The organism is Arthrobacter sp. ISL-69 (genome assembly GCF_018613775.1).
Taxonomy (GTDB): domain Bacteria; phylum Actinomycetota; class Actinomycetes; order Actinomycetales; family Micrococcaceae; genus Arthrobacter.
Genome location: NZ_JAGGPO010000002.1, coordinates 23737 through 48142, shown reverse-complemented (window position 1 = coordinate 48142; position 24406 = coordinate 23737). Strand labels below are relative to the sequence as shown.

The 24406-nt window shown below is 66.5% G+C and carries 22 protein-coding genes; 6 read left to right on the top strand and 16 right to left on the bottom strand.

What is annotated here, in order from left to right; translation table 11 throughout:
- The first annotated feature begins 108 nt into the window (after positions 1–108).
- Positions 109–513, top strand: a complete 405-nt coding sequence (locus tag J7I79_RS00595) for a hypothetical protein (protein WP_146072369.1) — start codon at positions 109–111, stop codon at positions 511–513.
- A 77-nt stretch (positions 514–590) separates the two neighbouring features.
- Here the strand turns inward: J7I79_RS00595 and J7I79_RS00590 are convergent, their stop codons facing one another.
- From J7I79_RS00590 to J7I79_RS00575, 4 genes are all read right to left on the bottom strand, one after another.
- Entirely contained in the window at positions 591–875 is a 285-nt protein-coding gene (locus tag J7I79_RS00590) for a DUF1540 domain-containing protein (protein WP_214949005.1), read from the bottom strand.
- A gap of 262 nt (positions 876–1137) precedes the next feature.
- The gene (locus J7I79_RS00585) at positions 1138–2481 is read right to left on the bottom strand and encodes an ammonium transporter (RefSeq protein WP_311380484.1); all 1344 of its coding nucleotides are present in this window, start codon (positions 2479–2481) and stop codon (positions 1138–1140) included.
- A gap of 382 nt (positions 2482–2863) precedes the next feature.
- Complete coding sequence (locus J7I79_RS00580) at positions 2864–4267, bottom strand: GntP family permease (RefSeq protein WP_214949002.1); 1404 nt, start codon at positions 4265–4267, stop codon at positions 2864–2866.
- Positions 4268–4320: 53 nt separating this feature from the next.
- Positions 4321–4866 (bottom strand): gluconokinase, encoded by a 546-nt coding sequence (locus tag J7I79_RS00575; protein ID WP_214949000.1) that lies wholly within the window; start codon positions 4864–4866, stop codon positions 4321–4323.
- Positions 4867–5055: 189 nt separating this feature from the next.
- Between J7I79_RS00575 and J7I79_RS00570 the strand changes: the two genes are divergently transcribed.
- Entirely contained in the window at positions 5056–5790 is a 735-nt protein-coding gene (locus J7I79_RS00570) for a FadR/GntR family transcriptional regulator (protein ID WP_214948998.1), read from the top strand.
- A gap of 51 nt (positions 5791–5841) precedes the next feature.
- Here the strand turns inward: J7I79_RS00570 and J7I79_RS00565 are convergent, their stop codons facing one another.
- The 8 genes from J7I79_RS00565 to J7I79_RS00530 form a co-directional block, all read right to left on the bottom strand.
- Positions 5842–8022, bottom strand: a complete 2181-nt coding sequence (locus J7I79_RS00565) for a transglycosylase domain-containing protein (RefSeq protein ID WP_214948991.1) — start codon at positions 8020–8022, stop codon at positions 5842–5844.
- A gap of 141 nt (positions 8023–8163) precedes the next feature.
- Complete coding sequence (locus J7I79_RS00560; RefSeq protein WP_214948986.1) at positions 8164–9666, bottom strand: NAD-dependent succinate-semialdehyde dehydrogenase; 1503 nt, start codon at positions 9664–9666, stop codon at positions 8164–8166.
- Between the two features lie 22 nt (positions 9667–9688).
- Entirely contained in the window at positions 9689–10513 is an 825-nt protein-coding gene (locus tag J7I79_RS00555; protein WP_214948985.1) for an aldolase/citrate lyase family protein, read from the bottom strand.
- Positions 10498–11283 (bottom strand): 2-oxo-hept-4-ene-1,7-dioate hydratase, encoded by a 786-nt coding sequence (gene hpaH, locus J7I79_RS00550; RefSeq protein ID WP_214948984.1) that lies wholly within the window; start codon positions 11281–11283, stop codon positions 10498–10500. The genes J7I79_RS00555 and hpaH overlap by 16 nt, the downstream gene beginning before the upstream one ends.
- A gap of 3 nt (positions 11284–11286) precedes the next feature.
- Positions 11287–12372: a 3,4-dihydroxyphenylacetate 2,3-dioxygenase gene (hpaD, locus tag J7I79_RS00545; RefSeq protein ID WP_214948983.1), complete on the bottom strand. Its 1086-nt coding sequence runs from the start codon at positions 12370–12372 to the stop codon at positions 11287–11289.
- A 51-nt stretch (positions 12373–12423) separates the two neighbouring features.
- Complete coding sequence (gene hpaE, locus J7I79_RS00540) at positions 12424–13938, bottom strand: 5-carboxymethyl-2-hydroxymuconate semialdehyde dehydrogenase (RefSeq protein ID WP_214948977.1); 1515 nt, start codon at positions 13936–13938, stop codon at positions 12424–12426.
- Positions 13939–13976: 38 nt separating this feature from the next.
- The gene (locus J7I79_RS00535; protein ID WP_214948973.1) at positions 13977–14678 is read right to left on the bottom strand and encodes a GntR family transcriptional regulator; all 702 of its coding nucleotides are present in this window, start codon (positions 14676–14678) and stop codon (positions 13977–13979) included.
- Positions 14671–16149: a fumarylacetoacetate hydrolase family protein gene (locus tag J7I79_RS00530; protein ID WP_214948972.1), complete on the bottom strand. Its 1479-nt coding sequence runs from the start codon at positions 16147–16149 to the stop codon at positions 14671–14673. The genes J7I79_RS00535 and J7I79_RS00530 overlap by 8 nt, the downstream gene beginning before the upstream one ends.
- 223 nt (positions 16150–16372) lie before the next feature.
- Here J7I79_RS00530 and J7I79_RS00525 point away from each other — a divergent pair, with 223 nt between their 5' ends.
- Positions 16373–18289 carry an FAD-binding monooxygenase gene (locus J7I79_RS00525; RefSeq protein ID WP_214948971.1) on the top strand — a complete coding sequence of 639 codons (1917 nt, stop codon included), beginning with the start codon at positions 16373–16375 and terminating at the stop codon, positions 18287–18289.
- Here the strand turns inward: J7I79_RS00525 and J7I79_RS00520 are convergent.
- The 4 genes from J7I79_RS00520 to J7I79_RS00505 all read right to left on the bottom strand — a co-directional run bounded on the left by J7I79_RS00520 (position 18279) and on the right by J7I79_RS00505 (position 20724).
- Entirely contained in the window at positions 18279–19136 is an 858-nt protein-coding gene (locus J7I79_RS00520; RefSeq protein ID WP_214948969.1) for a prephenate dehydratase, read from the bottom strand. The genes J7I79_RS00525 and J7I79_RS00520 overlap by 11 nt on opposite strands.
- Before the next feature lie 121 nt (positions 19137–19257).
- Complete coding sequence (locus J7I79_RS00515; RefSeq protein ID WP_214948967.1) at positions 19258–19977, bottom strand: GntR family transcriptional regulator; 720 nt, start codon at positions 19975–19977, stop codon at positions 19258–19260.
- A 4-nt stretch (positions 19978–19981) separates the two neighbouring features.
- Positions 19982–20467: a PTS glucose transporter subunit IIA gene (locus tag J7I79_RS00510; RefSeq protein ID WP_214948965.1), complete on the bottom strand. Its 486-nt coding sequence runs from the start codon at positions 20465–20467 to the stop codon at positions 19982–19984.
- Positions 20468–20493: 26 nt separating this feature from the next.
- Positions 20494–20724 (bottom strand): glucose PTS transporter subunit EIIB, encoded by a 231-nt coding sequence (locus tag J7I79_RS00505; protein ID WP_214948963.1) that lies wholly within the window; start codon positions 20722–20724, stop codon positions 20494–20496.
- A 187-nt stretch (positions 20725–20911) separates the two neighbouring features.
- On the opposite strand from J7I79_RS00505, the gene J7I79_RS00500 reads away from it, so the two are divergent.
- From J7I79_RS00500 to nagB, 3 genes are read left to right on the top strand one after another with little or no spacing between them, the layout of a single operon-like run.
- Positions 20912–22186, top strand: a complete 1275-nt coding sequence (locus J7I79_RS00500; RefSeq protein WP_214948961.1) for a PTS transporter subunit EIIC — start codon at positions 20912–20914, stop codon at positions 22184–22186.
- Positions 22176–23477, top strand: coding sequence for an N-acetylglucosamine-6-phosphate deacetylase (locus tag J7I79_RS00495; RefSeq protein ID WP_214948959.1), 1302 nt, complete (start codon positions 22176–22178; stop codon positions 23475–23477). Before J7I79_RS00500 ends, J7I79_RS00495 begins: the two co-directional genes overlap by 11 nt.
- Positions 23458–24276 (top strand): glucosamine-6-phosphate deaminase, encoded by an 819-nt coding sequence (nagB, locus tag J7I79_RS00490; RefSeq protein WP_214948957.1) that lies wholly within the window; start codon positions 23458–23460, stop codon positions 24274–24276. Before J7I79_RS00495 ends, nagB begins: the two co-directional genes overlap by 20 nt.
- Positions 24277–24406 lie beyond the last annotated feature (130 nt).

Below are 24406 nucleotides of genomic sequence, written 5' to 3'. Positions count from 1 at the left end.
TGAATTGGTGGACGCCCCACTACTGATCATCTAGCGCCCGAAGCCGCGGGGCTGTCAAGGAGGACAATAGGGTCCATCGGATGACGGCCCACGCGAAGGAGCATTACGGTGTCAGACACGAACGGACCACGGCGCGCGGCGCAACAGATGCAGGAAGCGGCCCGCTACCTCGCCCGCGCAGCCAGGAACCTGGACGCACCCTCGGACAGCCACGAGATCCTCCGCAGCCTCCAGGAAACGCAGGGCTCCATCGCCCAGACAATCCGGGAACTGGCCCAATGGCACCGGGCAGCGGCGGCAGGGACGCATTACTCCCGACCGCACAATGAAAGTGCCCGCGGAGTCATGACGGCGGTGTCCGAACTGGACCTGGCGGCCCAGGAGGCCGACGCCCTGCAGGAGACACTCAACCGGGCGCACGGCGGCAGCAGCGTGGTGGACTGGCTGGAGACACCGGACGCTGAGGCGACTGAGCCGGAAACCCAGGAGCCGGAAAAGCCCCGCAACGACTGATGGCCCCGGGCCGGAACGCAAGGGAACGACGGCGGGAAGTCCCGCCGTCGTCCTCTGCTATCAGTTAGTGGTCCCCGCTACGCGTGCGAGTAGGTGAGGCAGTCCGCGTTGTCCGCGCCGGGTCCCACGTGGACTTCGGTCGCCTTGCACATCAGATGGTCGTTGTGGACGCATTCCGAGCGCTGGCAGGCCCCGACGTCGGCCAGGACCTTGGGCAGGCCGCCGTGGGTGCCGGTGTCGATGAAGGTGGCGCAGGATGCATGGTCCTGGGTCCCGCCCACCGTGATGGCGGCGGCGTTGCAATTCGAGTGGTCGTTGAAGGAACAGTTGGAAACGCTGCAGTCTGCGACGTGCGTTGTCATGAGAAAGGATCCTCCGTGTCTCGGCTGCCCGGGCGGGCGGCTCCCTGTGACCACGGTAGGCCTGTTGGGCCCGATCAAAAAGACCCAATCGTGTGACCTATTTATTCCGGTCCGGCGGTTAGGGCATTACGGCCTATGGTCCGGCGGAGCCCCGCTTCCTAGAATGTAAGTAGGGCCGACGGCACGACTCCCGGCACGTCCGGGGGGCCTTCCCAAACGGCCGCCGGCCCCTCAACCTCGGCCCTACGCCCTCTGCGAAGCCCTAGGCGAAGCTTTCTTCCTTCTCCCGCACTGCATCCGTGCCCTGCCGTGCCGCGGCTTCCTCGTACGTGCCTGCCGGCGCGGTTGCGTGGTGGTGGAACGGGTTGAACCGGCTGCGCGACAGCTCACCGAATGCATAGGCCGTCTCGGCGTGTTCGGAGAGGTCCACCCCCGCGGTTTCGGCTTCCTCGCTGACCCGGAAACCGAGGGTTTTGTGAATGGCCAGGCCCAGGGCGGCGGTCACCAGACCGGAGAGCAGAACGGTTATCAGCACGGCAACGGTCTGCGCCACGAGCTGCTGGAAGCCTCCGCCATAGAAGAGGCCTCCGCCCTGGCCGTCCACCGGCAGTGCAAGGAAGCCAAGCGCCAGCGTGCCGATGAGGCCGCCGCCGAGGTGGACGCCCACAACGTCGAGGGAGTCGTCAAAGCCGAAGCGGTACTTCAGGTCCACGAAGATCGCGCAGAGGGCGCCCGCCACGAGGCCTAGGCAGATGGCCGCCACCGGGCTGATGTTGGCGCAGGAGGGCGTGATGGCCACCAGGCCGGCAACCACGCCCGAGGCTGCTCCGAGGGAGGTGGGGTGGCCGTGGCGGATCTTCTCGGTGACCAGCCAGCTGAGCATCGCCGCGGCGGGGGTCACGAGTGTGTTAATCCAGATCAGGCCGGCCTGCTCCGCTGTGGTGGCGGCGCCGCCGTTGAAGCCGAACCAGCCGAACCAGAGGATGGCGGCGCCCAGCATGATGAAGGGGATGTTGTGCGGCCGGTGGTTGGGGTCCTTGCCGAAGCCCTGGCGCTTGCCCACAATGACGGCCAGGACCAGTGCAGCAACGCCGGAGCTGATCTCCACCACGGTGCCGCCCGCGAAGTCGATGACGTGCCCGAACACGGCGGTGATGGCTCCGTCAGCGCCCAGCAGGCCGCCGCCCCAGACCATGTAGGCGAGCGGGCAGTACACCAAGGTGACCCAGATGGGCACGAAGAGCGCCCAGGAGCTGAACTTGGCGCGATCCGCGATGGCGCCGCTGATGAGGGCGACCGTGACCATGGCGAAAGTTCCGGAGTAGGCTGCCTTGATGAGGTCCGGAGACCCGATGAGGTTGCTGAGTCCGAAGCTGGCGAACGGATTGCCGAAGATACCCAGCACGCCTTCGCCGCCGGTCATGGAGTAACCCCACAGGACCCAGATGACGCCGACGATGCCGACGGAGATGAAGCTCATCATGATCATGTTGAGGGCAGCCTTGGCGCGGGTCATGCCGCCGTAAAAGAGGCCGAGGCCAGGCGTCATGAACAGTACGAGCGCCGTTGACACCAGCACCCAGACGTTTTCCGCAGTGATTTCCACCTGCGTGTCCCTTCTCATCAAGTCTTCTGTACGGGACCTCGAGTGATTCCGGGCCACGCCCCCGGTCAATAGTTCACGCTCCGTGTTTCCGGCAATGGGGCGCTAGGTTGCCGGTAAGTTACAGGAACGGAGACTGCGTGAAGATCATGTGACCGCGTTGTTTCGGGCATGTTAACGACGCCTCTTGGCGGGAGTGATCGGGGGAGGCTGGTGATCCACGTTTCGGCAAGATGACGGGCTGCTCACCACACCCGGACCGGCGGTTGACCGGCTGAACGGGCGGGGGATGAGCCGACGCTAAAAAACGAGAACGACGGCGGGACGTCCCGCCGTCGTTCTCTGTTGCTTTGCCCGGGTGGATCCGGCTGGATGGACTGGCTGGCTAACCGGCCAGGCCGGCCACTCCAAAGATGGCCGCCGCGATCGCGAAGCCCATGACGCCGATGAGTGTCTCCATTACGGTCCAGGTCTTCAGCGTGGTCTTGACGTCCATGCCGAAGAAGCGGCCCACCAGCCAGAAGCCGGAGTCGTTGACGTGGGAGACCACCACGGAACCGGCGGCCACGGCGATGACCAGGGCGGCCACCTGCATGCCGTTCATGCCCGCGAGGGCCACAGCGGGAGCGATCAGCCCGGCGGTGGTGGTGAGCGCCACCGTGGCGGAACCTTGGGCGATGCGCAGGATGGCCGAGATCAGGAAGCCGGCAAGGAGTAGGGGAATGCCGATGTCGCCCAGTACGCCGGCCAGGGCGGTGCCGATGCCGGATGTGCGCAACACGCCGCCGAACATGCCGCCGGCGCCGGTGATCAGGATGACGGAGCAAACCGGGCCGAGGGAGGATTCGAGCAGCTTCTCCAGCGTGGCGCCGTGGGAGCCGCGGAGCCTGCCCAGGACGAACATGGCCACGAGTACGGCGATCAGGAGGGCCACCGGCGTTTCACCGAGGGTGCGCAGGATCTGGAACCAGGCCTCGGACTTGGCGGAGGCCGGAAGGACTCCGGCGGAAGCCATGGTGCTGAGGCCGGTGTTGAGGAAGATGAGGACCAGCGGAAGGAGCAGGACGCCCACGACGGTGCGGAAGCGAGGCGGGTTCTCCTCGGCGGCGGGATCAGCGTGGCCCAGCAGTTCCGGAACAGGGAGCACCAGCTTCTTGCCGGTCCACAGGCCGAAGAGGTAGGCGGTGACGTACCACGTGGGGATGGCGGTGATGAGGCCGGCGATCAGGACCAGCCCGATGTTGGCGTCGAAGAAGGTCGCTGCAGAGACAGGGCCCGGGTGCGGGGGCAGGAAGATGTGCATCACGGAGAAGGCGCCTGCAGCGGGCAAGCCGTAGCGCAGCACGCCGCCGCCGAGACGGTGGGCCACTGCGAAGACCACGGGCAGCATGACCACCAGGCCGGCGTCGAAGAAGATGGGGAAGCCGAAGATCAGCGAGGCGAGGCCCAGGGCGAACGGTGCGCGCTTCTCACCGAAGAGGCTGATGAGGTAGTCGGCCAGCGCTTTGGCGCCGCCACTGGTCTCCACGATGCGGCCGAGCATGGCGCCCAGGCCGACCAGCAGCGCTACGGTGCCCAGCGTGCTGCCGAATCCGCTAACCAGCACCGGAACCACCTTGTCCGCCGGGATGCCGGTGGCGAAGGCGGTTGCCAGGCTGATGAGGATCAGGGCGAGCAGCGCGTGCATGCGCAGCTTGATGATGAGGAACAGCAGCACCAAAATGGCGGCGCCTGCGATCAGCAGCAGGGGGCCTGCGCCGAGGGTTTGAGTCCATCCTTCGATGGTCATGGTTCTCCTTTGAAGCAGATGTTGGGGCTGTGGGGCTTAGGGGAAACGGGAGATCAGGAGGTGCAGGGGGCGTGGCCCGCCGGCAGGTGAAGGGCGGCCTTGATGGCCTGAACCAAGTCCTCAGGCGTGCGAGTGATGTCCAGCCGCAGGCTTCCGGCGGCGATCTCCTCGGGCGTCAACGGCTCCAGGGTGGCAAGCTGGCTGGGCAGGAGCGTGACCGGCATGAAATGGCCCTCGCGTCCGCGCATGCGCTCGCCGAGCAGGGCGGGATCGCCGTCGAGGTGGATGAAAACCACCGTTCCATCCGCCTGCGACAGCAGCTGGCGGTAGCTGTGCTTGAGGGCGGAGCAGGTCAGGACGGTGCTTTTGCCTTCCGCGGCCTGGGCGGTCATCCAGTCGCGGATGGACTGCAGCCAGGGCCAGCGGTCCTCGTCCTGGAGCGGCGTGCCGGCGTTCATCTTGGCGATGTTGGACTCCGGGTGGAACTGGTCCGCCTCGGCCATGTCCCATCCCAGATCCAGGGAAAGGGCCCCGGCGATGGTGGACTTGCCGGCTCCGGCGACACCCATGACTACCAAGTGCATGGCAGGAAACTTCATTGTTCTACCTCCGTAGAAGACGTCGTTGGCTTCGGAATGAAGCTCAAGCCAGCAACTCACGCTGGATAGAAAAATAAGATAGCACCATTTGAAGCCATTAGTAGTATCTTTTGTAACACAGGTCATACCTTTACCTTCATGTGGCCTAAACTGGAAGCCAGGCACGACGGCGCAGGGGGAGGCTCAAGGATGTCGACGGCGACAGAGAACCACGCGGGGTCAACCGATGGTGAACCGGTAGTTCCGGCCTTGCACCTGCGGGTACTGGACGCCCTTGGAGAGGCCATCGTTTCCGGTGAGCTGGCCCCGGGCCGGCGGCTGACGCTCGATGATCTGCAGCAGCACTACAACATTTCCCGCACCCTCGCCCGGGACACCATGCGTGTCCTGGAATCGATGAACCTGGTGTACTCCCGCCGGCGGGTGGGCATCGTGGTGCAGGACCCCGAACTCTGGAACGTGTTCGATCCCAAGCTGGTGCGGTGGCGGCTCGCATCCAGCCGCCGGGCCGAGCAGTACAGCAGCCTCACGGAACTCCGGATCGCCGTCGAACCCATCGCTGCGGCGGGTGCTGCCCGCCGTGCGGGCGCGACGGAGCGCCGCCAGCTCACGGCGCTGGCTGCCGAACTGAGGCGGCTTGGCGAAGCCGGCGAGCTGGAAGAGTTCCTCAAAGCGGACATCGCTTTTCACAGCCTGCTCCTGCACAGCAGCGGAAACGAAATGTTCAAGGCCTTGGACGGCATGGTGGCCGAAGTCCTGTCCAGCCGGACCCAACAGGGATTGATGCCCTTCAAGCCGCGTCCTGAAGCACTGGAGGCGCACGAGGCCGTGGCGGCGGCGGTTGCTGCGGGCGATGCCCGTACCGCCGAGACGGCCATGCACCACATCCTTGACGAGGTCCGGACTGCGATGGGTCTGCCCTAGCCACTAACGAGGGTTGCTGCGCCCGATGGGGGAGCGAGTGGGAGGACGAGCCTACCGGGAGGGCGTCGGCGTCGGCCGTTGCGGGGTGCTCATCGACGCAGGAGGCGGCGGGAAGGCCTCGGCCGGGTACAGCCCGGCCACCTGCAGCATGTAGTTGGCCCACTGCGGCCCGGCGAGCATGTAGCCGTCGATGTTCTTGTAGAAGGTGCCGTTGATGGTGACGTTCTGGCCGGCCCGTTGTTGGCCCTCCAGCGTGTCCCCGAAGAAGGACACCGTGGCCAGGCCGGAAGTGTAGCCCGACACCCAGGTGGCGCCGTTGTTGTTGGACGTTCCCGTCTTGGCCGCCACCGGCACCCGGCTCTGGACCTTCGGGTTGATGTAGACGCCGGATCCCATCTTCAGAACGTCCTGCAGCACCGCGTTGACGCCGCGGGCCACCTCGGGCTTGACGGCGGCCCGGCACTGCGTGGCTTCGGCCGGCAAATGCCGCCCCGTCGGGTCACTGACGTCCGCGACCGCGATCGGGCTGCAATACCGGCCGTCATTGGCGAACGTGGCGAAGGCGTTCGCCAGGTGCAGGGGAGCCACACCGATGGCGCCCAGCAGGTTGCCGAGCTGATGCATGTTCACCTGGGCGCCGTCCAGCCCGCTGTGGATCCCCACCGCGTCCACCATCTTCTGGATGCCGCAGAAGTCCAGCTGCGTGGCGGTCGCAAAGGTTGCCGTATTGATGGAGTTGTAGAGGCCGTAGTTGATGGGCATGGGCCGGTAATACCCGGGGTCGTTGTTCTGGAGATCGTCTGCCGCACCCAGCCCGGCGTTCTTCTCGGCCGTGCTGTAGGCACCCAGCACCTTCCCGCAGCTGGACCGCCATGGAAAGTTGAGCGGATAGGTCCGCCGGGACGCATCGATCATCGCGTTCAGGGGCTTGCCCTGGTTTAGCCATTCCGCGAAGGTGAACGGCTTCATGGTGGATCCGGGCTGGAACCCGCCCGCCCCGTTGAGGTCATTGCCGTTGGCGTCCCTGGAATCGACGTTGAAATTCAGTTGGGTGTCGAATTTCCCTTCCGCCGGCAGGAACACGGTGTTCTGCGCCATGGCAAGGATCCTGCCGGACCCGGGCTGGATAGTAACCAGGGCGGCGCCCCATTTGTCCGGATTCGCGCCTGCGGTGGCGTCCACCTGGGCCTGGGCGGCGGCCTGCAGCCTGCTGTCCAGCGTGGTGACGATGGTCAGGCCACCGCGGTACAGCAGCCTCTCGCGGTCGTTGAGGTCCGCTCCGTAGGCGGGGTTGTTGAGGATCAGGTGGGACACGTAGTCGCAGAAGTACGGTGCAATCACGGCGGCGGCGCAGCCCTGCCGGCCCGGTGTGATCTTCAGGTCCACGCCGGTGGCGACGGCGGCATCGTGCTCTGCCTGGGTGATTTTCCCCTGCTCCAGCATATTGCCCAGGACCTGGTTGCGGCGTTGCAGAGAGTTCTCCGGGTGCACGGCGGGATCGTAGAAGCTGGGGCTGTTCACGAGCCCGGCCAGCAGCGCCGCCTGCGGTAGCGTGAGGTCCTTGGCGGAGGCGCTGAAGAAGTGCCGCGCGGCGGCCTCGATGCCGTAGGCGTCCCGGTTGAAGAACACGATATTCAGGTAGCCTTCGAGGATCTGGTCCTTGGTGAACTTCTTTTCCAGCTCGACGGCTAGCTTCATTTCCCGCAGCTTGTCGCCCACGGTCTTCTGTCCGCTGAGGACGATCTGATCGCTTTGATCCGCGGAAAGATGCGACTCATTGATCACGTTGGTGACGTACTGCTGGGTGAGCGTGGACGCACCCTGGCGGCCGCCCTGGGTGAAATTGAACGTCAGTGCCCGGAGGATCCCCTGCGGGTCAAGGCCGCCATGCTCGTAGAAGCGGCTGTCCTCGATCGCGATGATCGCGTCCTTGATAAACGGCGACATCTGGTCGAGGGTGACCCGCACCCGGTTCTCGGCGTAGAACGTGGCGATGGGCTGACCGTCTGCGGTCACCATTTTGGTGGACTGCGACGGAGGATCAACCGTGAGGTCGCCGGGCAGGCTGTTGAAGAACGTAATCGAATTGCTGACCGTTACGCCGGCGGCCGCCACGCTGGGGGCCACAAGGCTGGCAGCCAGGACCCCACAGATGGCGCTCACGGCAACAAATCCGACCAGCCTTCCCAAGGCTGCGGCCAGACGAGAACCCAATCGCTTCTTCGGCGCCATTTGTATCCAGCTATCACGCGTGCCAGTGCGTCAAGAATACGCCGGGCGGCAGACAGCCGACCAGAGTCCTAGTGCCCACACGCCGGGGGCACGCCGGTGATCGAGCCTATCGAGATCAACCACCGGCGGGCGGGCGGCCCTTCAGTCCGCGTAGGGGTCGGCGATGCCGATGTACTGCGTGGTGGTGTATTCGGCGATGCCTTCGGAGCCGCCTTCGCGGCCCAGGCCGGACTGTTTGACGCCGCCGAACGGTGCCGCGGCGTTGGAGATGACGCCGGCGTTGAAGCCCACCATGCCGAACTCGATCTGCTCGGCCACGCGCAGGAGCCGGTTGAAGTCCCGGCTGTAGACGTAGGAGGCCAGACCGTACTCGCTGGCGTTGGCCAGCCGGATGGCGTCTTCCTCGGTGGTGAACGTGGTCACCGGGGCCACCGGGCCGAAGATCTCCTGGCGGAGGATCGCGGCGTCATTCGGGACGTTGGCCAGCACCGTGGGCGGGTAGAAGTAGCCGGGTCCGTCCACGGGTGCGCCGCCCGTGATTGCGGTGGCTCCGGCGTCGACGGCGGCGGTCACCAGGGCGTGCACGTCGTCGCGGGCTCCGGCATCGATGAGCGGGCCGACTTGGGTGGCCGGTTCCGTCCCGCGGCCTGTGGCCAGGGCGCCCATGGCGGCGGCGAACTTCCGGGTAAATTCGGCGGCGACAGATTCCTGGACCAGGAAGCGGTTGGCCGCGGTGCAGGCCTCGCCCATGTTCCGCATCTTGGCGGCCATGGCTCCCTCCACGGCCTTGTCCAGGTCCGCATCCTCGAACACGATGAACGGGGCGTTGCCGCCGAGCTCCATGGAGGTGCGCAGGACGTTCTGCGCAGCATCGGCGATGAGTCGTTTGCCCACCGGGGTGGAGCCGGTGAAGGAGACCTTGCGCAGCCGCGGGTCGGCGAGCAGCGGGCCGGAGATGCCGGAGGCGCTGGCGGAGGCCACCACGTTCAGGACGCCGGCGGGCAGTCCGGCGTCGAGCAAGGTTTGCGCGAAGTACTGCGCGGTCAGGGGTGTGAGTTTGGCCGGCTTGAGGACCATGGTGCAGCCTGCGGCGACGGCCGGGGCGACCTTGCGGGTTGCCATAGCCAGCGGGAAGTTCCACGGGGTGATCAGCAGGCACGGGCCCACCGGCTTGTGCTGGACGAGGATCTTGTTTTTGCCCTCGGGGGTGGTGAGGTAGCGGCCGTAGTCGCGGACTGCTTCTTCGGCGAACCAGCGCAGGAATTCGGCGCCGTAGGTGACTTCGCCGCGGGCTTCGGCCAGGGGCTTGCCCATTTCCAGGGTCATCAGCAGCGCGAAGTCCTCGGCCCGTTCGGTGACCAGGTCAAAGGCGCGGCGCAGGATTTCGGCCCGCACCCGGGGCGCGGTCCGCGCCCAGGACGCCTGGACCTTGTCTGCTGCATCGAGCGCGGCCACCGCATCCTCGCTGGTGGCGGACGCCAGGGTGGCGAGCACCTCCCCGGTGGCGGGGTCGTGCACGTCGAACGTGCCGCCGTCGGACGCGTCCCGCCACTGGCCGCCGATCAGCAGGCTGGTGGGGACGGAAGCGAGGAGTGAAGCCTCCCGCTCCGGGGAAATGGCAGGGGAGATCGCGGAAAGTGTCATCAAAGAAGTCCTTGGAAGTGGGTCAGTAGCTGGCGGGGGTCTCGCCGGCAGGCTCAACGGCCGCGGCCGGCGGGATGTATTCGGCGGCGAGTGCCTCGGAGCCGCGGGCCAGGATGGCGACGTCGGCGCCCACCAGCACAAACGCGGCGCCGGCCGCCAGATAGCTGCGGGCGGTGGCGGGGTTGAAAGCGTTCACACCGGCCGGTTTGACGGCCGCTGTGGCCGCGGCGAGGCAGTGTTCGACGGCGGCACGCACCTCGGGGTGATCCTGCTGTCCCAGCACGCCCATGGAGGCGGCGAGGTCGGAGGGCCCCAGGAAGATGCCGTCCACGCCGTCGACCGCGAGGATGTTTTCCACGGCGGCGACGGCGGCTTCGGATTCGATCTGAACGGTGAGGCTGATGGTGTCGCCGGCGCGGGCGAGGTAGTCCGGGATGCGGTTCCAGCGTGAGGCCCTGGCGAGGGCTGAGCCCACCCCGCGGACGCCGTGCGGCGGGTAACGGGTGGCGGCAACGGCGGCCTCCGCTTCGGCGGCGGAGTTCACCATGGGCACCAGCAGGTTCTGGACGCCCAGGTCCAGGTACTGCTTGATCACCACGGTGTCGTTCACCGGCGGCCGGACCAGGGTGTGGACCGGGTAGCCGCGGACTGCCTGCAGCTGGGCGAGGACGGATTCGAGCCCGTTGGGGCTGTGCTCGGCGTCGATCAGCAGCCAGTCCAGGCCGGCCCCCGCGCAGAGCTCCGCCACCAGCGGGCTGCCGGAGCACACCCACATGCCCATGAGGGGACGGTTGGCGGCGGCCAGGGCGTGCCGGAACGTGGCGTCCGGTTCTACTCGAAACGGCATGTCACAACCCCCAGGGGTCCGTAGTCGGCGTGGACGGTGTCGCCCTTGTACACCCACAGCGGGCGGGTGAACGATCCGGCCAGGATGATGTCCCCAGCCTTCATGCCGTCCCCGTGCGCCGCGATCTTGTTGGCGAGCCAGTGCACGCCGTTGGCAGGGTGGTCCAGGACCCCGGCGGCGACACCGGTTTCCTCCACGGTCTGGTTCTTGTAGAGGATTGCGGAGACCCAGCGGAGGTCGACGGCGTCGGGCTTTACCGGGCGGCCGCCCACCACCATGGCGCCCATCGCGGCGTTGTCCGCGATGGTGTCCACGATGGTCCGGCCCTCCATTTCGATCCTGGAGTCCAGGATCTCGAGGGCCGGAACCACATAGTCGGTGGCGTTGAGGACATCGAAAATCGTGCAGCCCGGACCCTTGAGCGCGTGCTTCAGGACAAACGCGAGCTCGACCTCGACCCGCGGATGGGTGTACTTGTCCCACTCCACCGAGCAGCCGGTTTCGAGGACCATGTCATCGAAGATGGCGCCGTAGTCCGGCTCCGTGATGCCCGTGGCTGCCTGCATTGCCTTGGACGTGAGACCGATCTTGCGCCCCACCAGGGTCCGGCCAGCTTCCTCGTTGCGGCGGCGCCACAACTGCTGCACGGCGTAGGAGTCCTCCACCGTCATGTCCGGGTAGCGGGCCGTCAGGCGCGGCACCGGCTTGCGGTTCCGGCCGGCTTCGAGCAGTTCGTCGGCAATGGCTTCGATCGTCTTTGCGTCCATCATGGTTTAGACCTGGGCCCCGAGCTTGAAGCCCGTCCGATCGTCGTCGGGGGACCCGTCCTTGCGCGTGTAGGAGAAGCCGTCGGCGCCGACGGTGACGGCCATTTCGCTCTTTTCCTCACGGACGATGACGGGCTGCGGGTTGCCGTCGAGGTCCAGGACCAGGGAAGCCTCGGTGTACCAGGACGGGACCACGGGGTTGCCCCACCAGTCGCGGCGCTGGTTGTCGTGCACGTCCCAGGTCACGGTGGGGTTGTCCGGGTCGCCGGTGTAGTAGTCCTGGGTGTAAATCTCCACGCGGTGGCCGTCCGGGTCCAGGATGTAGAGGTAGAAGGCGTTGGACACGCCGTGCCGGCCGGGGCCCCGTTCGATCCGGTCCGAGATGCGCAGCGCGCCCATCTTGTCGCAGATCTGGATGATGTTGTGCTTCTCGTGGGTGGAGAACGCGATGTGGTGCAGGCGCGGGCCGTTGCCGCCGGTCAGGGCGGTGTCGTGCACCGTCTGCTTGCGATGCATCCACGCGGCGTACGTGACGCCGTCGGAGTCCTTGATGTCCTCGGAGACGCGGAAGCCGAGGTCCTCCAAGTACTTGCGGCCGCGGGGGACGTCCGGGGTGACCTGGTTGAAGTGATCCAGGCGGACCAGCTCGCCGGCGGAGTAGAGGTCGTAGCGCTGGGTGAGGCGTTCCACGTGCTCCACGTCGTAGAAGAACTCGTAGGGGAAGCCCAGCGGGTCCTCGACGCGGACGGAGTCGCCGACGCCCTTGGTGAAGCCGTCCTTGCGGCGTTCGGTGCGGCAGCCCAGTTGCTTGTAGTAGGCCTCGGCGGCGTCCACTTCGGCCGGGGACTTCACGCGGTAGGCGAAGGCCGCGGCAGCGGCCACCGGGCCCTTGCGCAGGACCAGGTTGTGGTGGATGAACTCCTCGAAGGAGCGCAGGTAGATGTTGTTCTCGTCTTCTTCGGTGACGTGCAGGCCCAGCAGGTCCACGTAGAACGCGCGGGACTTGGCGAGGTCCGTGACCACGAGTTCCAGGTACGCGCAGCGGACGATATCCGGGGCCGGGACAGAGGGGGTGGGGACGAAGTTTGTCATCGGATTCTCTCTTCTTTGAAAGCGGGTCTGGTTGGCGCTGGGCGGAATCGCTCAGGCGCCGAATTTCGGGGTGTGGACGGTGCCGAGGGTGATGTGCACGGCCTGCTGGTCGGTGTAGAAATCGATGGAGCGGTAGCCGCCCTCGTGGCCCAGGCCGGAGGCCTTGACGCCGCCGAACGGGGTGCGGAGGTCGCGGACGTTGTGGCTGTTGAGCCAGACCATGCCGGCCTCGACGTTCTGCGAGAAGTTGTGGGCCCGGGTGAGGTTCTGGGTCCAGATGTAGGCCGCCAGGCCGTACTTGGTGTTGTTCGCGAGGGCCAGGGCTTCGTCGTCGTTCTCGAACGGGGTGATGGCGACGACCGGGCCGAAGATCTCCTCCTGGAAGATCCGGGCGTCCGGGGCGACGTCGGCGAACACGGTGGGGGCGATGTAGTTGCCTTCGGGGAGGTGTTCCGGGCGGCCGCCGCCGGCCAGCAGCCGGCCTTCGGACTTGCCGATCTCCACGTAGGAGGCCACCTTTTCGTAGTGCTCCGGGTGGACCAGGGCGCCCACCTGGGTCTTGGGATCGTGCGGATCGCCGACCACGATGTTCTTCGCGCGGGCTGCGTACTTCTCGCAGAACTCGTCATAGATGGCGCGTTCCACGAGGATGCGGGAGCCTGCCGTGCAGCGTTCGCCGTTGAGCGAGAACACGCCGAACAGCGCGGAGTCGATCGCGGCGTCGAGGTCGGCGTCGGCGAACACCACGCACGGCGACTTGCCGCCGAGCTCCATGGACAGGCCCTTGAGGTTGGTGGCCGCGTTGCGGAAGATCGTCTGCCCGGTGGTGGTCTCGCCGGTGAAGGAAATCAGCGGGACATCCGGGTGCTTGACCAGGGCGTCGCCTGCCTCCTCGCCGAGGCCGTTGACCAGGTTGAAGACGCCGTCGGGCAGGCCGGCGTCCTTGAAGATCTGCGCCCAGAGCGAAGCGGAGAGCGGGGTGAACTCGGCGGGCTTGAGGACCACGGTGTTGCCGGTGGCCAGAGCCGGGGCCAGCTTCCAGGACTCCAGCATGAACGGCGTGTTCCAGGGGGTGATGAGGCCGGCGACGCCGATCGGCTTGCGGTTCACGTAGTTGATCTGCGAGCCCGGGACCTTCATGGCGTCGTCGAACTGGGCCACGATCAGGTCCGCGAAGAAGCGGAAGTTCTCCGCCGCGCGCAGTGCCTGGCCCTTGGCCTGGGTGATGGGCAGGCCGGTATCGAAGGTCTCGAGCTCAGCGAGGCGTTCCTCCTGGGCTTCGACGGCGTCCGCGATCCTGTTCAGGATGCGGGCGCGTTCGCGCGGCTTCATTCTCGGCCAGGGGCCGTTGGTGAAGGCGTCGCGGGCGGCGGCGACGGCGAGGTCGATGTCTTCTTTCTGGCCGGCCGCGGCGGTGGCGTAATTGGTGTTGGAGACCGGGTCCAGGACGTCGAAGGTCTCGCCGCCCACGGAGTCAACGAACTCGCCGTTGATGTAGTGCTGGATGTGGGTGGGGAGATCCTGCGGAACGTAATGGGTTTTAGTGTCTTCGGCAGTGAACGTCATTGTTTTCTTCCTTTACTGCTGTTGGGTCCGGGGGAGGATCAGATGTTTTTGGCCTGGCTCAGGTAGGCGTCCAAGGTGGCGGAGCGGTGGAGCCGCGCGGCTTTTTCGATGGTGTCCGCGCCGGCGCCGGATTCGATCAGCTTCAGGAGTGCCTCGTGTTCATCCACCGAGTCATGGGCGCGGCCCGGCACAAAACGGAAAGTGGATGACCGCAGCGAGGCGAGCCGGTTCCAGCCGCGGTGGACGAGGTCAAGGATGTGCGGGTTGGGGCAGTGCTCGAACAGGACGCTGTGGAAGTCCTGGTTCAGCGCGGTGAAGCGGACGGGGTCGAAGTGCTGCAGGCATTCCCGCATCTGCTCGTTCAAGGCACGCGCCCGGGCAATGTCGGCCTCGCCGATCAGGGGTGCGGACAATGCCGTGGCGGCGCCTTCGACGATGCTGAGGGTCTGCATCGTGTAGAGGTACTCGGTGGGGTCGATCCCGGACACCGTAGCGCCTACATTCCGTTCGAACTTGACCAGTCCCTCGGCTTCGAGCCGGCGGATGGCTTCGCGGACCGGAACGACGCTGACGCCCAGGTCCTCGGCGATCTTGGCGAGCACAAGCCGGTAACCGGGCGAGTAGGTCCCGTCCACGATCCGGGCCTTGACCGCGGCATAGGCCTGCTCGGATTTGCTGCCGGCCGACTTGCCGGCTGTGGTTCCACTTTCGGTGGCTGTTTCCATAGCCGTCTCAGTCATGTTCCGGGCCTTCCCATTCCTCATACTTGGCGCGCCATTCCGTGTTCAGCGGGTAGAGTCCGTCCACGCTGTGACCCTGTGCCACCATCTCGGCGATGAAGACTTCCTCGCGTTCCTGGGCGATGGAATCGTCCGCGAGCTCTTCGGCCAGGGCCGGCGGGATCACCAGGATGCCGTCGGAGTCCGCCACGATGATGTCGCCCGGCTGCACGGTGGTGCCGCCGCAGGCGATGGTGATGTCCGTGTCCCACGGGATGTGCCGGCGGCCCAAAACGGCCGGGTGCGGGTTGGAGTAGTAGGTGGGCATGTCCATGGCGGCCACGGCGGAGAAGTCGCGGACGCCGCCGTCGGTGATGATTGCCGCCGCTCCCCGGACCTGGGCGCGGAGGGCCAGAATGTCGCCGATGGTGCCGGTGCCCTTTTCGCCGCGGGCCTCCATCACCAGGATCTCGCCTTCGTTGACGGAATCGATGGCTTTCTTCTGGGCGTTGAAGCCGCCGCCGTGGGTCTTGAAGAGGTCCTCGCGGTTGGGCACGTAGCGCAGGGTCCGGGCCAGGCCCACGATCCGCTTCTCCGGGCGGGTGGAGGTGAGGCCGTCGATGCTGACGTTGTTCAGGCCGCGCTTACGCAGCTGGGAGGACAGGGTTGCCGTGCAGACACTTTCCAGTTTGGCTTTCAGTTCCGGAGTCAGGAGCGACGCCGGGGTCCCGGCGGGCGCCAAACCGGCGGCTTCCCGCGAACCGTACGCTTCCTCCCGCTGGAGGTCATCGGTCCTGGGCCGGGCACCGAAGTCCGCGAACGGCGTCGTGCCTTCCGCCACCCTGGTGACCAACCGGCCGGTGCTGAAGCCGGCTGTGCTGACTTCGACTTCGACGACGTCGCCCGGCTTGGCGACGGAGGCGCCGGCCGGGGTGCCGGTGAGGATGATGTCGCCCTCTTCGAGCGTGAGCAGCTGGGACAGGTCTGCGACTAGCCGGGCGAACGGGAACAGTAGGTCTTCGGTGGTGTCGTCCTGGACCATCTCGCCGTTGTGCCAGGTGCGGATCCGGAGTTTTGCGGGGTCCACGGCGTCCGCGGCGATGAGTCCCGGGCCCACGGGGGTGAAGCCGTCGCCGCCCTTGGAACGGAGATTGGAGCCTTTGTCTGCGTAGCGGAGGTCGTAGACGCCGAGGTCATTGCTGGCCGTGACCCACTCGACGTGGCTCCACGCGTCCTCCACGCTTATGCGTCGGGCGGGCTTGCCGATGATCAGGGCGATCTCGCCCTCGTAGCCGAGGAGTTCGCAGCCGGCGGGGCGCTCCACCGTTGAAGGGGCCTCTGCCGAGCCGAACGCCAGGGAAGACGATGGCTTCAGGAAGTACGAGGGCTGTTCCGGGGTGCGGCCGCGCTGGGCTGCCCGGCTGGGGTAGTTGATGTGCACCGCGATGACCTTGCGGGCCGCGGCCAGGATGTGGTCGGTGACCTGTTCCAAGTATTACTCCTCATCGAGTACGAAATCGTATACGATAACTATTACCTAGGAGCTTCCGGACGTCAACCCCTGATTTTTCGGGAGTTTTGAGAGGCGCTTGTAACGCAGGTCATACCTGCGTACAGTTTTGAATCAGAAACCAAATTTCTATTATCGAACGATTAGTTCCGATATCGAACACATAGACGGCCCTAGTCAGCCACACAACGAAGTGAGGAATCCCGTGCATTTCCACCACCACGGTTACGTATCAGGTGACCCGCGAGTCCAGCCGGGCGCCGGCGTCGGCATTGACCGGCCCACCCAGCTTCCCGACGAAGTGGACGTGCTCATTGTGGGCACCGGCCCTGCAGGCATGCTCACCGCTGCCCAGCTGTCCCAGTTCCCGGGCATCACCACCCGCATCGTGGAGCGCCGCGACGGCAGGCTTGCCATCGGCCAGGCAGACGGCATCCAGGCCCGCAGCGTCGAAACCTTCCAGGCCTTCGGCTTCGCCGAGCGGATCATCGCCGAGGCCTACCGGATCACCGAAATGGCGTTCTGGAAGCCGGACCCCCGGAACCCTGCGAACATTGTCCGCGCCGCGCGCACCCTCGACGACGCGCACGGGATCAGCGAATTCCCGCACCTTATCGTCAACCAGGCCCGCGTCCTGGACTATTTCGCCGAGGTTATGGCCAACGCCCCCACGCGCATGTCGCCGGACTATGGCTATGAGTTCCGCAGCCTCGAAGTCGGCGAGGGGGAGTACCCGGTTACCGTAACGCTCGTCCACACCAGCGGCCCCGATGAAGGCCGGGAACGTGTTGTCCGGGCCAAGTACGTGGTGGGCGCCGATGGTGCCCGCAGCAAGGTCCGGGAGTCGATCGGCTGCACCCTGGCCGGCGACCAGGCCAATCACGCCTGGGGCGTTATGGACGTGCTCGCCAACACCGATTTCCCGGACATCCGCCTCAAGTGCGCCATCCAGTCCCACGACGGCGGCAGTATCCTGCTGATCCCGCGGGAAGGCGGGCACCTCTTCCGCATGTATGTGGACCTCGGTGAAGTGCCCGCGGACGATCACGGCGCGGTCCGCAAAACCACCATCGAGCAGATCATCGCCAAGGCCAATGCGATCGTCCACCCCTACACCGTGGACGTGCGCAATGTGGCCTGGCACAGCGTTTATGAGGTGGGCCACCGCCTTACCGACAGGTTCGACGACGTCCGCCCGGAAGACATGGGCACCCGCACACCGCGTGTATTCATCACCGGCGACGCCTGCCACACGCACAGCGCCAAGGCCGGCCAAGGCATGAACGTGTCCATGCAGGACGGCTTTAATATCGGCTGGAAACTCGGCCACGTCCTCGAAGGACGCAGCCCGGAGAGCCTCCTGTCCACCTATTCGGCCGAGCGCCAGGTCATCGCGAAGAACCTCATCGACTTTGACAAGGAATGGTCCACGCTGATGGCGAAGAAGCCCGAGGAGTTCGCCTCCCCCTCGGAGCTCGAGGACTTCTACGTGAGCACCGCCGAATTCCCGGCCGGCTTCATGACCCAGTACGCCGCGTCGATGCTCGTCGGCAGCCCGGCCCACCAGGGGCTTGCCACCGGGTTCACCATCGGCAAGCGCTTCAAGTCCGCGCCCGTCGTGCGGGTCTGCGACACGAACCCGCTGCACCTCGGCCATCAGGCCAAGGCTGACGGCCGCTGGCGCATCTACGTTTTCGCGGACACGGCAACCCCCGTCATGGGAGAGGAGGGTACGGCGTCACCGGCCGCCGACCTGGCCGGCTGGCTCGCCAGCGCGCCGGACTCGCCGCTCGCCGCCACACCGCCGGGGGCTGACGCTGACGCCTGGTTCGACGTGAAGGTCATCTACCAGCAGGACCACACCAGCATCGACATCAACGCAGTGCCGGCCGTGTTCAAGCCGGAGGTGGGCCCGTTCAAACTCACCTACCTGGAAAATGTCTACGGCAGCGATCCGGCGGCCGATATCTTCGAATTGCGCGGCATCGACCGCGGCGGCGTGATGGTGGTGGTCCGCCCGGACCAGTACGTGGCGAACGTCCTGCCCTTGACGGCGACGGCGGAGCTGGCCGCGTTCTTCGCGCCGATCCTGCACGGGCGTCAGACGGCTGTCAGCCGCTGACGGCCTGAGCTGTCCGGTACTCCGCGGCTGCATATACACCCAGGATCCGGACCTCGGCGGTGAAGAAGTCCAGTTCCTCGAGGGCAAGCTTCAGCGGCAGGTCCTCGGGGTGGCCTTCGACATCGGCCATGAACATGGTGGCGGCAAACTCGTCGCCCACCATGTAGCTCTCCAGCCGGGTCATGTTTACGCCGTTGGTGGCGAACCCGCCAAGCGCCTTGTAGAGGGCGGAGGGGACGTTCCGGACGCGGAAAACGAAACTGGTCACTGCCGGCCCGGGCAACTCATCCCGGGTCGGCAGTTCCTTTTCCCGCGCCAGGACCACGAAGCGTGTGGTGTTCGACGGATCGTCCTCCACCCGCGACGCCAGTACTTCGAGGCCGTAGATCTGGGCCGCGAGCGGGGGAGCGAGGGAGAGCTTGGCGGGATCGTTCCATTCCCGCACTTCGCGGGCGGACCCGGCAGTGTCTCCGGCGATGACGGGGCGCAGCCCGGCTTCACGGATCAGGCGCCGGCACTGGCCCAGCGCGTGGATGTGGCTGTGGACCTCCGTGGCCGCCTCGATGGTGCTGCCGGGGATGCCCAGCAGGTCGAAGTGGATGGGCAGGAAGAACTCTCCCACGATCTGCAGGTGCGACTGGGGGAGCAGGATGTGGATGTCCGCCACCCGGCCGGCAATCGAGTTCTCGATCGGAATCATGGCCAGGTCGGCCTCGCCGCCGGACACCAGTTCAAAGACGTCCTCGAAGCTGGCGCAGGGGACGCTTTCCAGATCGGGGAACATCTGCTGGCACGCAATATTGGAGTTGGCGCCGGGCTCACCCTGGTACGCAATTTTCTGGGTCACGATCCGTATGGTTTCACGCCTTTCACCCATCCGCCCAAGTGAGTAGCAGCAGGTGTCGTTTTGAGGGCCCAAAACGACACCTGCTGCTACTTAGTTGGGGTGAGGCGCGAACAGTCCTGTCTCAGCCAAGCGCCAGCCGCATCGACACCTGGTACCGGTCCGAGCGGTACGTCGAGATGGAGTATTCGATGGGCGTGCCCGGATCGGCCTCTCCGGTAAACGACCGGCGCCGGAAGAGCAGCACGGGCGCGCCCGGTTCGATGTCCAGCAGGGCGGCGGTTTCCTCCGGTGCGGCAGCGGCCTCCACGGTCTGTTCCACGTGCTGCACCGGATGCCCGGAGGTGGAGAGGACACGGTAGAGGGATCCCGTCAGGTCCTCCGAGAGGAGGTCAGGCAGGAGCCGGGGCGGCAGCCAGGATTCGTCCACGCTGACGGGAGCCCCGTTCGCCAGGCGCAGCCTGCGGACCTGGTAGGCGGCCTGCCCCGCGGCGAGCCCCAGGTGCTCGGCCGCCGCGGCGGGCGGCTCCGCCGTGGCGGCAGTGATGACCCGGGTGCTGGGCTCAAAGCCAGCCTGCCGCATGTCCTCATTGAAGGAGGCCAGGTGCAGGGTGGAACGCACCAGTCCGTGCGAGACAAAGGTCCCCTTGCCCTTGATCCGCACCAGCGCTCCGTCCTGGACGAGGTCCGAGATCGCCCGGCGCACCGTAATGCGGGAGACCCCGAACTGCTCCTCCAGCTGGCGTTCGCCCAGCAGCGCGTCCCCGGGCCGCAGCGTCGAAGCCACCAGGTCCTGGAGCTGCCTTCGCACCCAGACGTGTTTCAGTTCCCCTGCCGTATCCATGGGTCTATTGTCCGGGCAGGTCGAACAGATGCCCGCCGGCTTCCACCCGCGCTCCACTTTCCGGTGATTCGATGGCGTCCGGTGCGCTGTCCAGGATCACCACGGGGCTGCACATGCTGAGGTTTTTCGAGCGGACCAGTGTGACGTCAACGCTGATCATGGGATCGCCGGCGCGGACCTGGTCGCCCTTCTGCGCCAGCACGCTGAAGCCCTCGCCCTTCAGGCCGACCGTATCGATTCCCACGTGGACCAGCACCGCGGGCCCGGAGGCGTGCTGGACGATGTAGGCGTGCGGCATGACCTTGATGACCTTGCCGTCCAAGGGTGCGACGGCGGTCAGCACGCCCGCGTCGTCGTCCGGGATGACGGCGGCGCCGCCGCCGACCAGCCCTTTGGCGAACACGGGGTCCGGCACTTCGCTCAACGGGATGAGCCGGCCGGGCAGGGGAGAGGCCACGCTGATGGCCGCCGCGGGTGCTGCAGGTTTCACGTCAGGCGTGCTTACGTTCGGCGCGCTCACATCAGGTCCTGGATGTCTTCGGCCAGGCTCTCGGCTTCGGGGCCCACAACCACCTGGACCACCGTGCCGGCCACCATGACGCCGTGGGCACCCGCGGCCTTCAGGGCGGCCTCGTCAACGCGCGAGGCATCCAGCACTTCGGTGCGCAGGCGGGTGATGCACCCTTCGATCTCTTCGACGTTATCGGCGCCGCCCAGGGCGGCGAGGATGATTTCTGCTTTGGACATGTCCACTCCTGTTGGTGTTTCGCGGTGAAGGCCTGCCGGCTCCGGAGGTCTTTTTTCCTGCCTGAGGTTGACAACTGAGCCCGGTGCACTTCACAGTGATGATTGTCACTGGTTATAACCAGTTAGCAAAACAATACTGAATCCCGCATCCCCGCACAAGCACCCCCCTTTCGAAACGAGGAACAACATGTCCACGGAAAACCCGTCCGCATCCGTCGGGGCAGGCCCGTTGGCCGCGCCGGCCCCCGGAAAGGCCAAGGGCAGCGGCAAAGCGCTGCAGAACATGCAGCGTTTTGGGCGCAGCCTCATGCTCCCCATCGCCGCCCTTCCCGCAGCAGCGCTCCTCCTGCGGCTCGGCCAGGACGACCTGCTGGGCAGGTTCGAAGGTCTGACCACCGTTGCCCAGGTGATCGGCGCGGCCGGCGGCGCCCTGTTTGAGAACCTTCCGCTGCTGTTCGCCGTCGGCATTTCCTTTGGCTTCGCCAAGAAGGGCGACGGGTCCACGGCGCTGGCCGCCGTCGTCGGCTTCCTGGTCCTGACCAACGTTTTCAAGGTCATGGCACCCCTGGTGCTCGGCGCCGCCCCGGAAGGCGGCAAGGATCCCGTCATCAACTACGGTGTGCTCGCAGGCATCGTGATGGGCCTAACGACGGCGTGGCTGTGGCAGCAATTCCACCGGACCACGCTGCCGGACTGGCTTGGCTTCTTCGCCGGCCGCCGGCTGGTGCCCATCCTGACCTCCTTCGCTGCGATCGTGATCGGCGTGGTCATGGCCCTCATCTACCCCTTCTTCAACACCGGCCTGACCGCGGTGGGCAATGCCGTCGCGGACAACACCGTGGTGGGCAGCGGGGTCTACGGCACGCTCAACCGCCTGCTCATCCCGCTGGGCCTGCACCACATCCTGAACTCCATCGTCTGGTTCATCATCGGCGACTACAACGGCGCCCACGGCGACCTGAACCGGTTCTTCGCCGGCGACCCCTCAGCGGGTGTGTTCATGACCGGGTTCTTCCCCATCATGATGTTCGCCCTGCCCGCGGCCGCCCTGGCCATCTGGCACGAAGCCAAGCCATCCCAGAAGAAGATCGTCGGCGGCGTGATGCTCTCCACCGGCCTCACCGCCTTCCTCACCGGCATCACCGAACCGCTGGAATTCTCGTTCATGTTCGTGGCCTGGCCGCTCTACGTCGTGCACGCCGTCCTGACCGGCACGTCGATGATGCTGGTCAACTTCCTGGGCATCCACCACGGGTTCGGTTTCTCCGCGGGTGCCATCGACTACGTCCTCAACTTCGGCATCGCCCAAAACCCGCTGTGGCTGATCCCCATCGGGCTGGGCTACGCGGCGGTGTACTACGTGGTGTTCCGCTTCGTGATCCGGCGCTGGAACCTGCGGACCATGGGACGTGAAGACGAGACTGACGAGAACGGTTCGATGGTCAAAGCCGATGCGAGCTGACGGCCTGCCGGCCGGAGCCGGAGGCGGGCTGGGGCTGCGGGGGCGCCTCGTCACGGGCCGGACCGGCGACGGAGTGATCGACGACGGCACCGTGGTGATCGCCGGGGGCCGCATCCTTTGGTGCGGCCCGTCGGCGGAACTGCCCGCCGGCGTCGACGTTGAAACAACCCGGGTTCCGCTCATCCTGCCCGGGCTGGTGGACGTGCACTGCCACGGCGCCGTCGGGCACACCTTCTCCGCGGATGCTGAGGGCGCCCGCCGGGCCGCGGGCTACCATGCCGCGCAGGGGACGACGTCGGTACTCGCCTCGCTCGTATCGGCGCCGTCGGATGTGCTGCTGGAGCAGATCGCGGTGCTGCGGGAGCTGGTGCAGGACGGCACGCTGGCCGGCCTGCACCTGGAAGGACCGTTCATCACCAGGAGCATGTGCGGGGCGCAGGACCCGGCGGCCATCATCGATGGCAGCCCGGAACTCCTGAAGGAGTGGCTCGAGGCGGGACAGGGCACGGTCCGGTCCATCACGCTGGCACCGGAAACCGCGCACTTCGCGGAACTCGTCGCCCTGTGCCGGGACTACCGCGTGGTCCCGTCGCTCGGCCACACCGACGCCACGGCGGCCGGGACGCGGGAAGCCCTCGGCGGATGGTCCGGCGGTGCGAGTGGCATGGGTGCCGAGGACGGACCGTGGTCGGCCACGCACCTGTTCAACAGGATGCCCGCGCTGGGACACCGCACGCCCGGCCCGATCCCCGTCCTGCTGCAGGCGGCCCGGCAGTCACCGGACCGGATGGTCCTGGAGCTGATTGCCGACGGCGTGCACGTTGACCCGGAGATCGTCCGCATGGTCTTCGACCTGGTGGGCCCGGACTCGATTGCCCTGATCACGGACGCCATGGCCGCGGCAGGGATGTCCGACGGCCACTACACGCTCGGCAGCCTGGACGTGCTGGTCCAGGACCGCGTGGCGCGGCTGGTTCCCGACGGGCACGATGCCCATCCCGGAGCGATCGCCGGGGCAACCAGCCTGTTGCTGGAGAACGTCCGCCGCTGCGTGGACTGGGGGATACCCCTGGCTGACGCCGTCACCGCGGCCTCGGCGACCCCGGCCCGGCTTATGGGCCTGGACCAGCCGGATTCCAACCAGCCAGGCTCCGACCAGGTCGGCGTGCTGGCCGCGGGGTTCCGCGCCGACGTGCTGGTCACCACCGAAGACCTTGAACTGTTGCAGGCCTACCGGGCCGGCACACCACTAACTCAGGAAAGGAATGCGCGTGCAGATTATTCTGTGTGAGTCCGCCGAACACGTAGGGGGCAGGGCTGCCGACATCATTGATGCCCGGGTCCGACAGGGACCGGCCGTACTGGGACTGGCCACGGGAGGTTCGCCGAAATCCACGTACCAGGAACTCATCCGGCGGCACCGCGAGGAGCAGCTCAGCTTCAGCCAGGTCACGGCCTTCACCCTGGACGAATATGCGGGGCTGCCGCCGGAGCATGAACAGAGCTATTACTCCACCATCCGGCGGGAGTTTGCCGATCACGTGGACCTGCCGCTGGAGCAGCTCATCACCCCGCACGGGGATGCCCCGGACCTCGTGGCCGAGGCCGAACGCTACGACGCAGCCATCACGGCGGCCGGCGGAGTGGACATCCAGATCCTCGGCATCGGCGCCAACGGCCACATCGGGTTCAATGAGCCCACCTCGTCCCTGGTTTCGCGCACCAGGGTGAAGACCCTGGCCGGAGCCACCCGAGCGGACAACGCGCGGTTCTTCCCGGAGGGTGACGTCCCGCGGCTGTGCCTGACCCAGGGATTGGGGACCATCCGTGAAGCCAAGCTGGCGGTACTCGTGGCCATGGGCGAGAACAAGGCTGGTGCCGTCCAGGCCATGGTGGAAGGACCGGTCAGCGCACACTGCCCCGCCTCGGTACTGCAGATGCACCGCCGCGCCGTGGTCATCCTGGACCCCGCCGCCGCGTCCCACCTGAGCCTGCTGGACTACTACCGGGACGCCCAGGAGTTCAACGACCAGCTGGGCCAGACACCCACCCGGCCCTGGCTGCAGCAGCCTCTGGTCCAGCAGGGCTGAACCGGGGCTGCCCAGGCTGAGCAGGCTGGGCTGAGCACGAATCCGAGGCTTGTCCGCGATTCCGTACCTACAAGGTGCGATTCAGCGGACAGGCCTCGGATTTTGTGCGTGACGGCCGGGACGCCGCCGG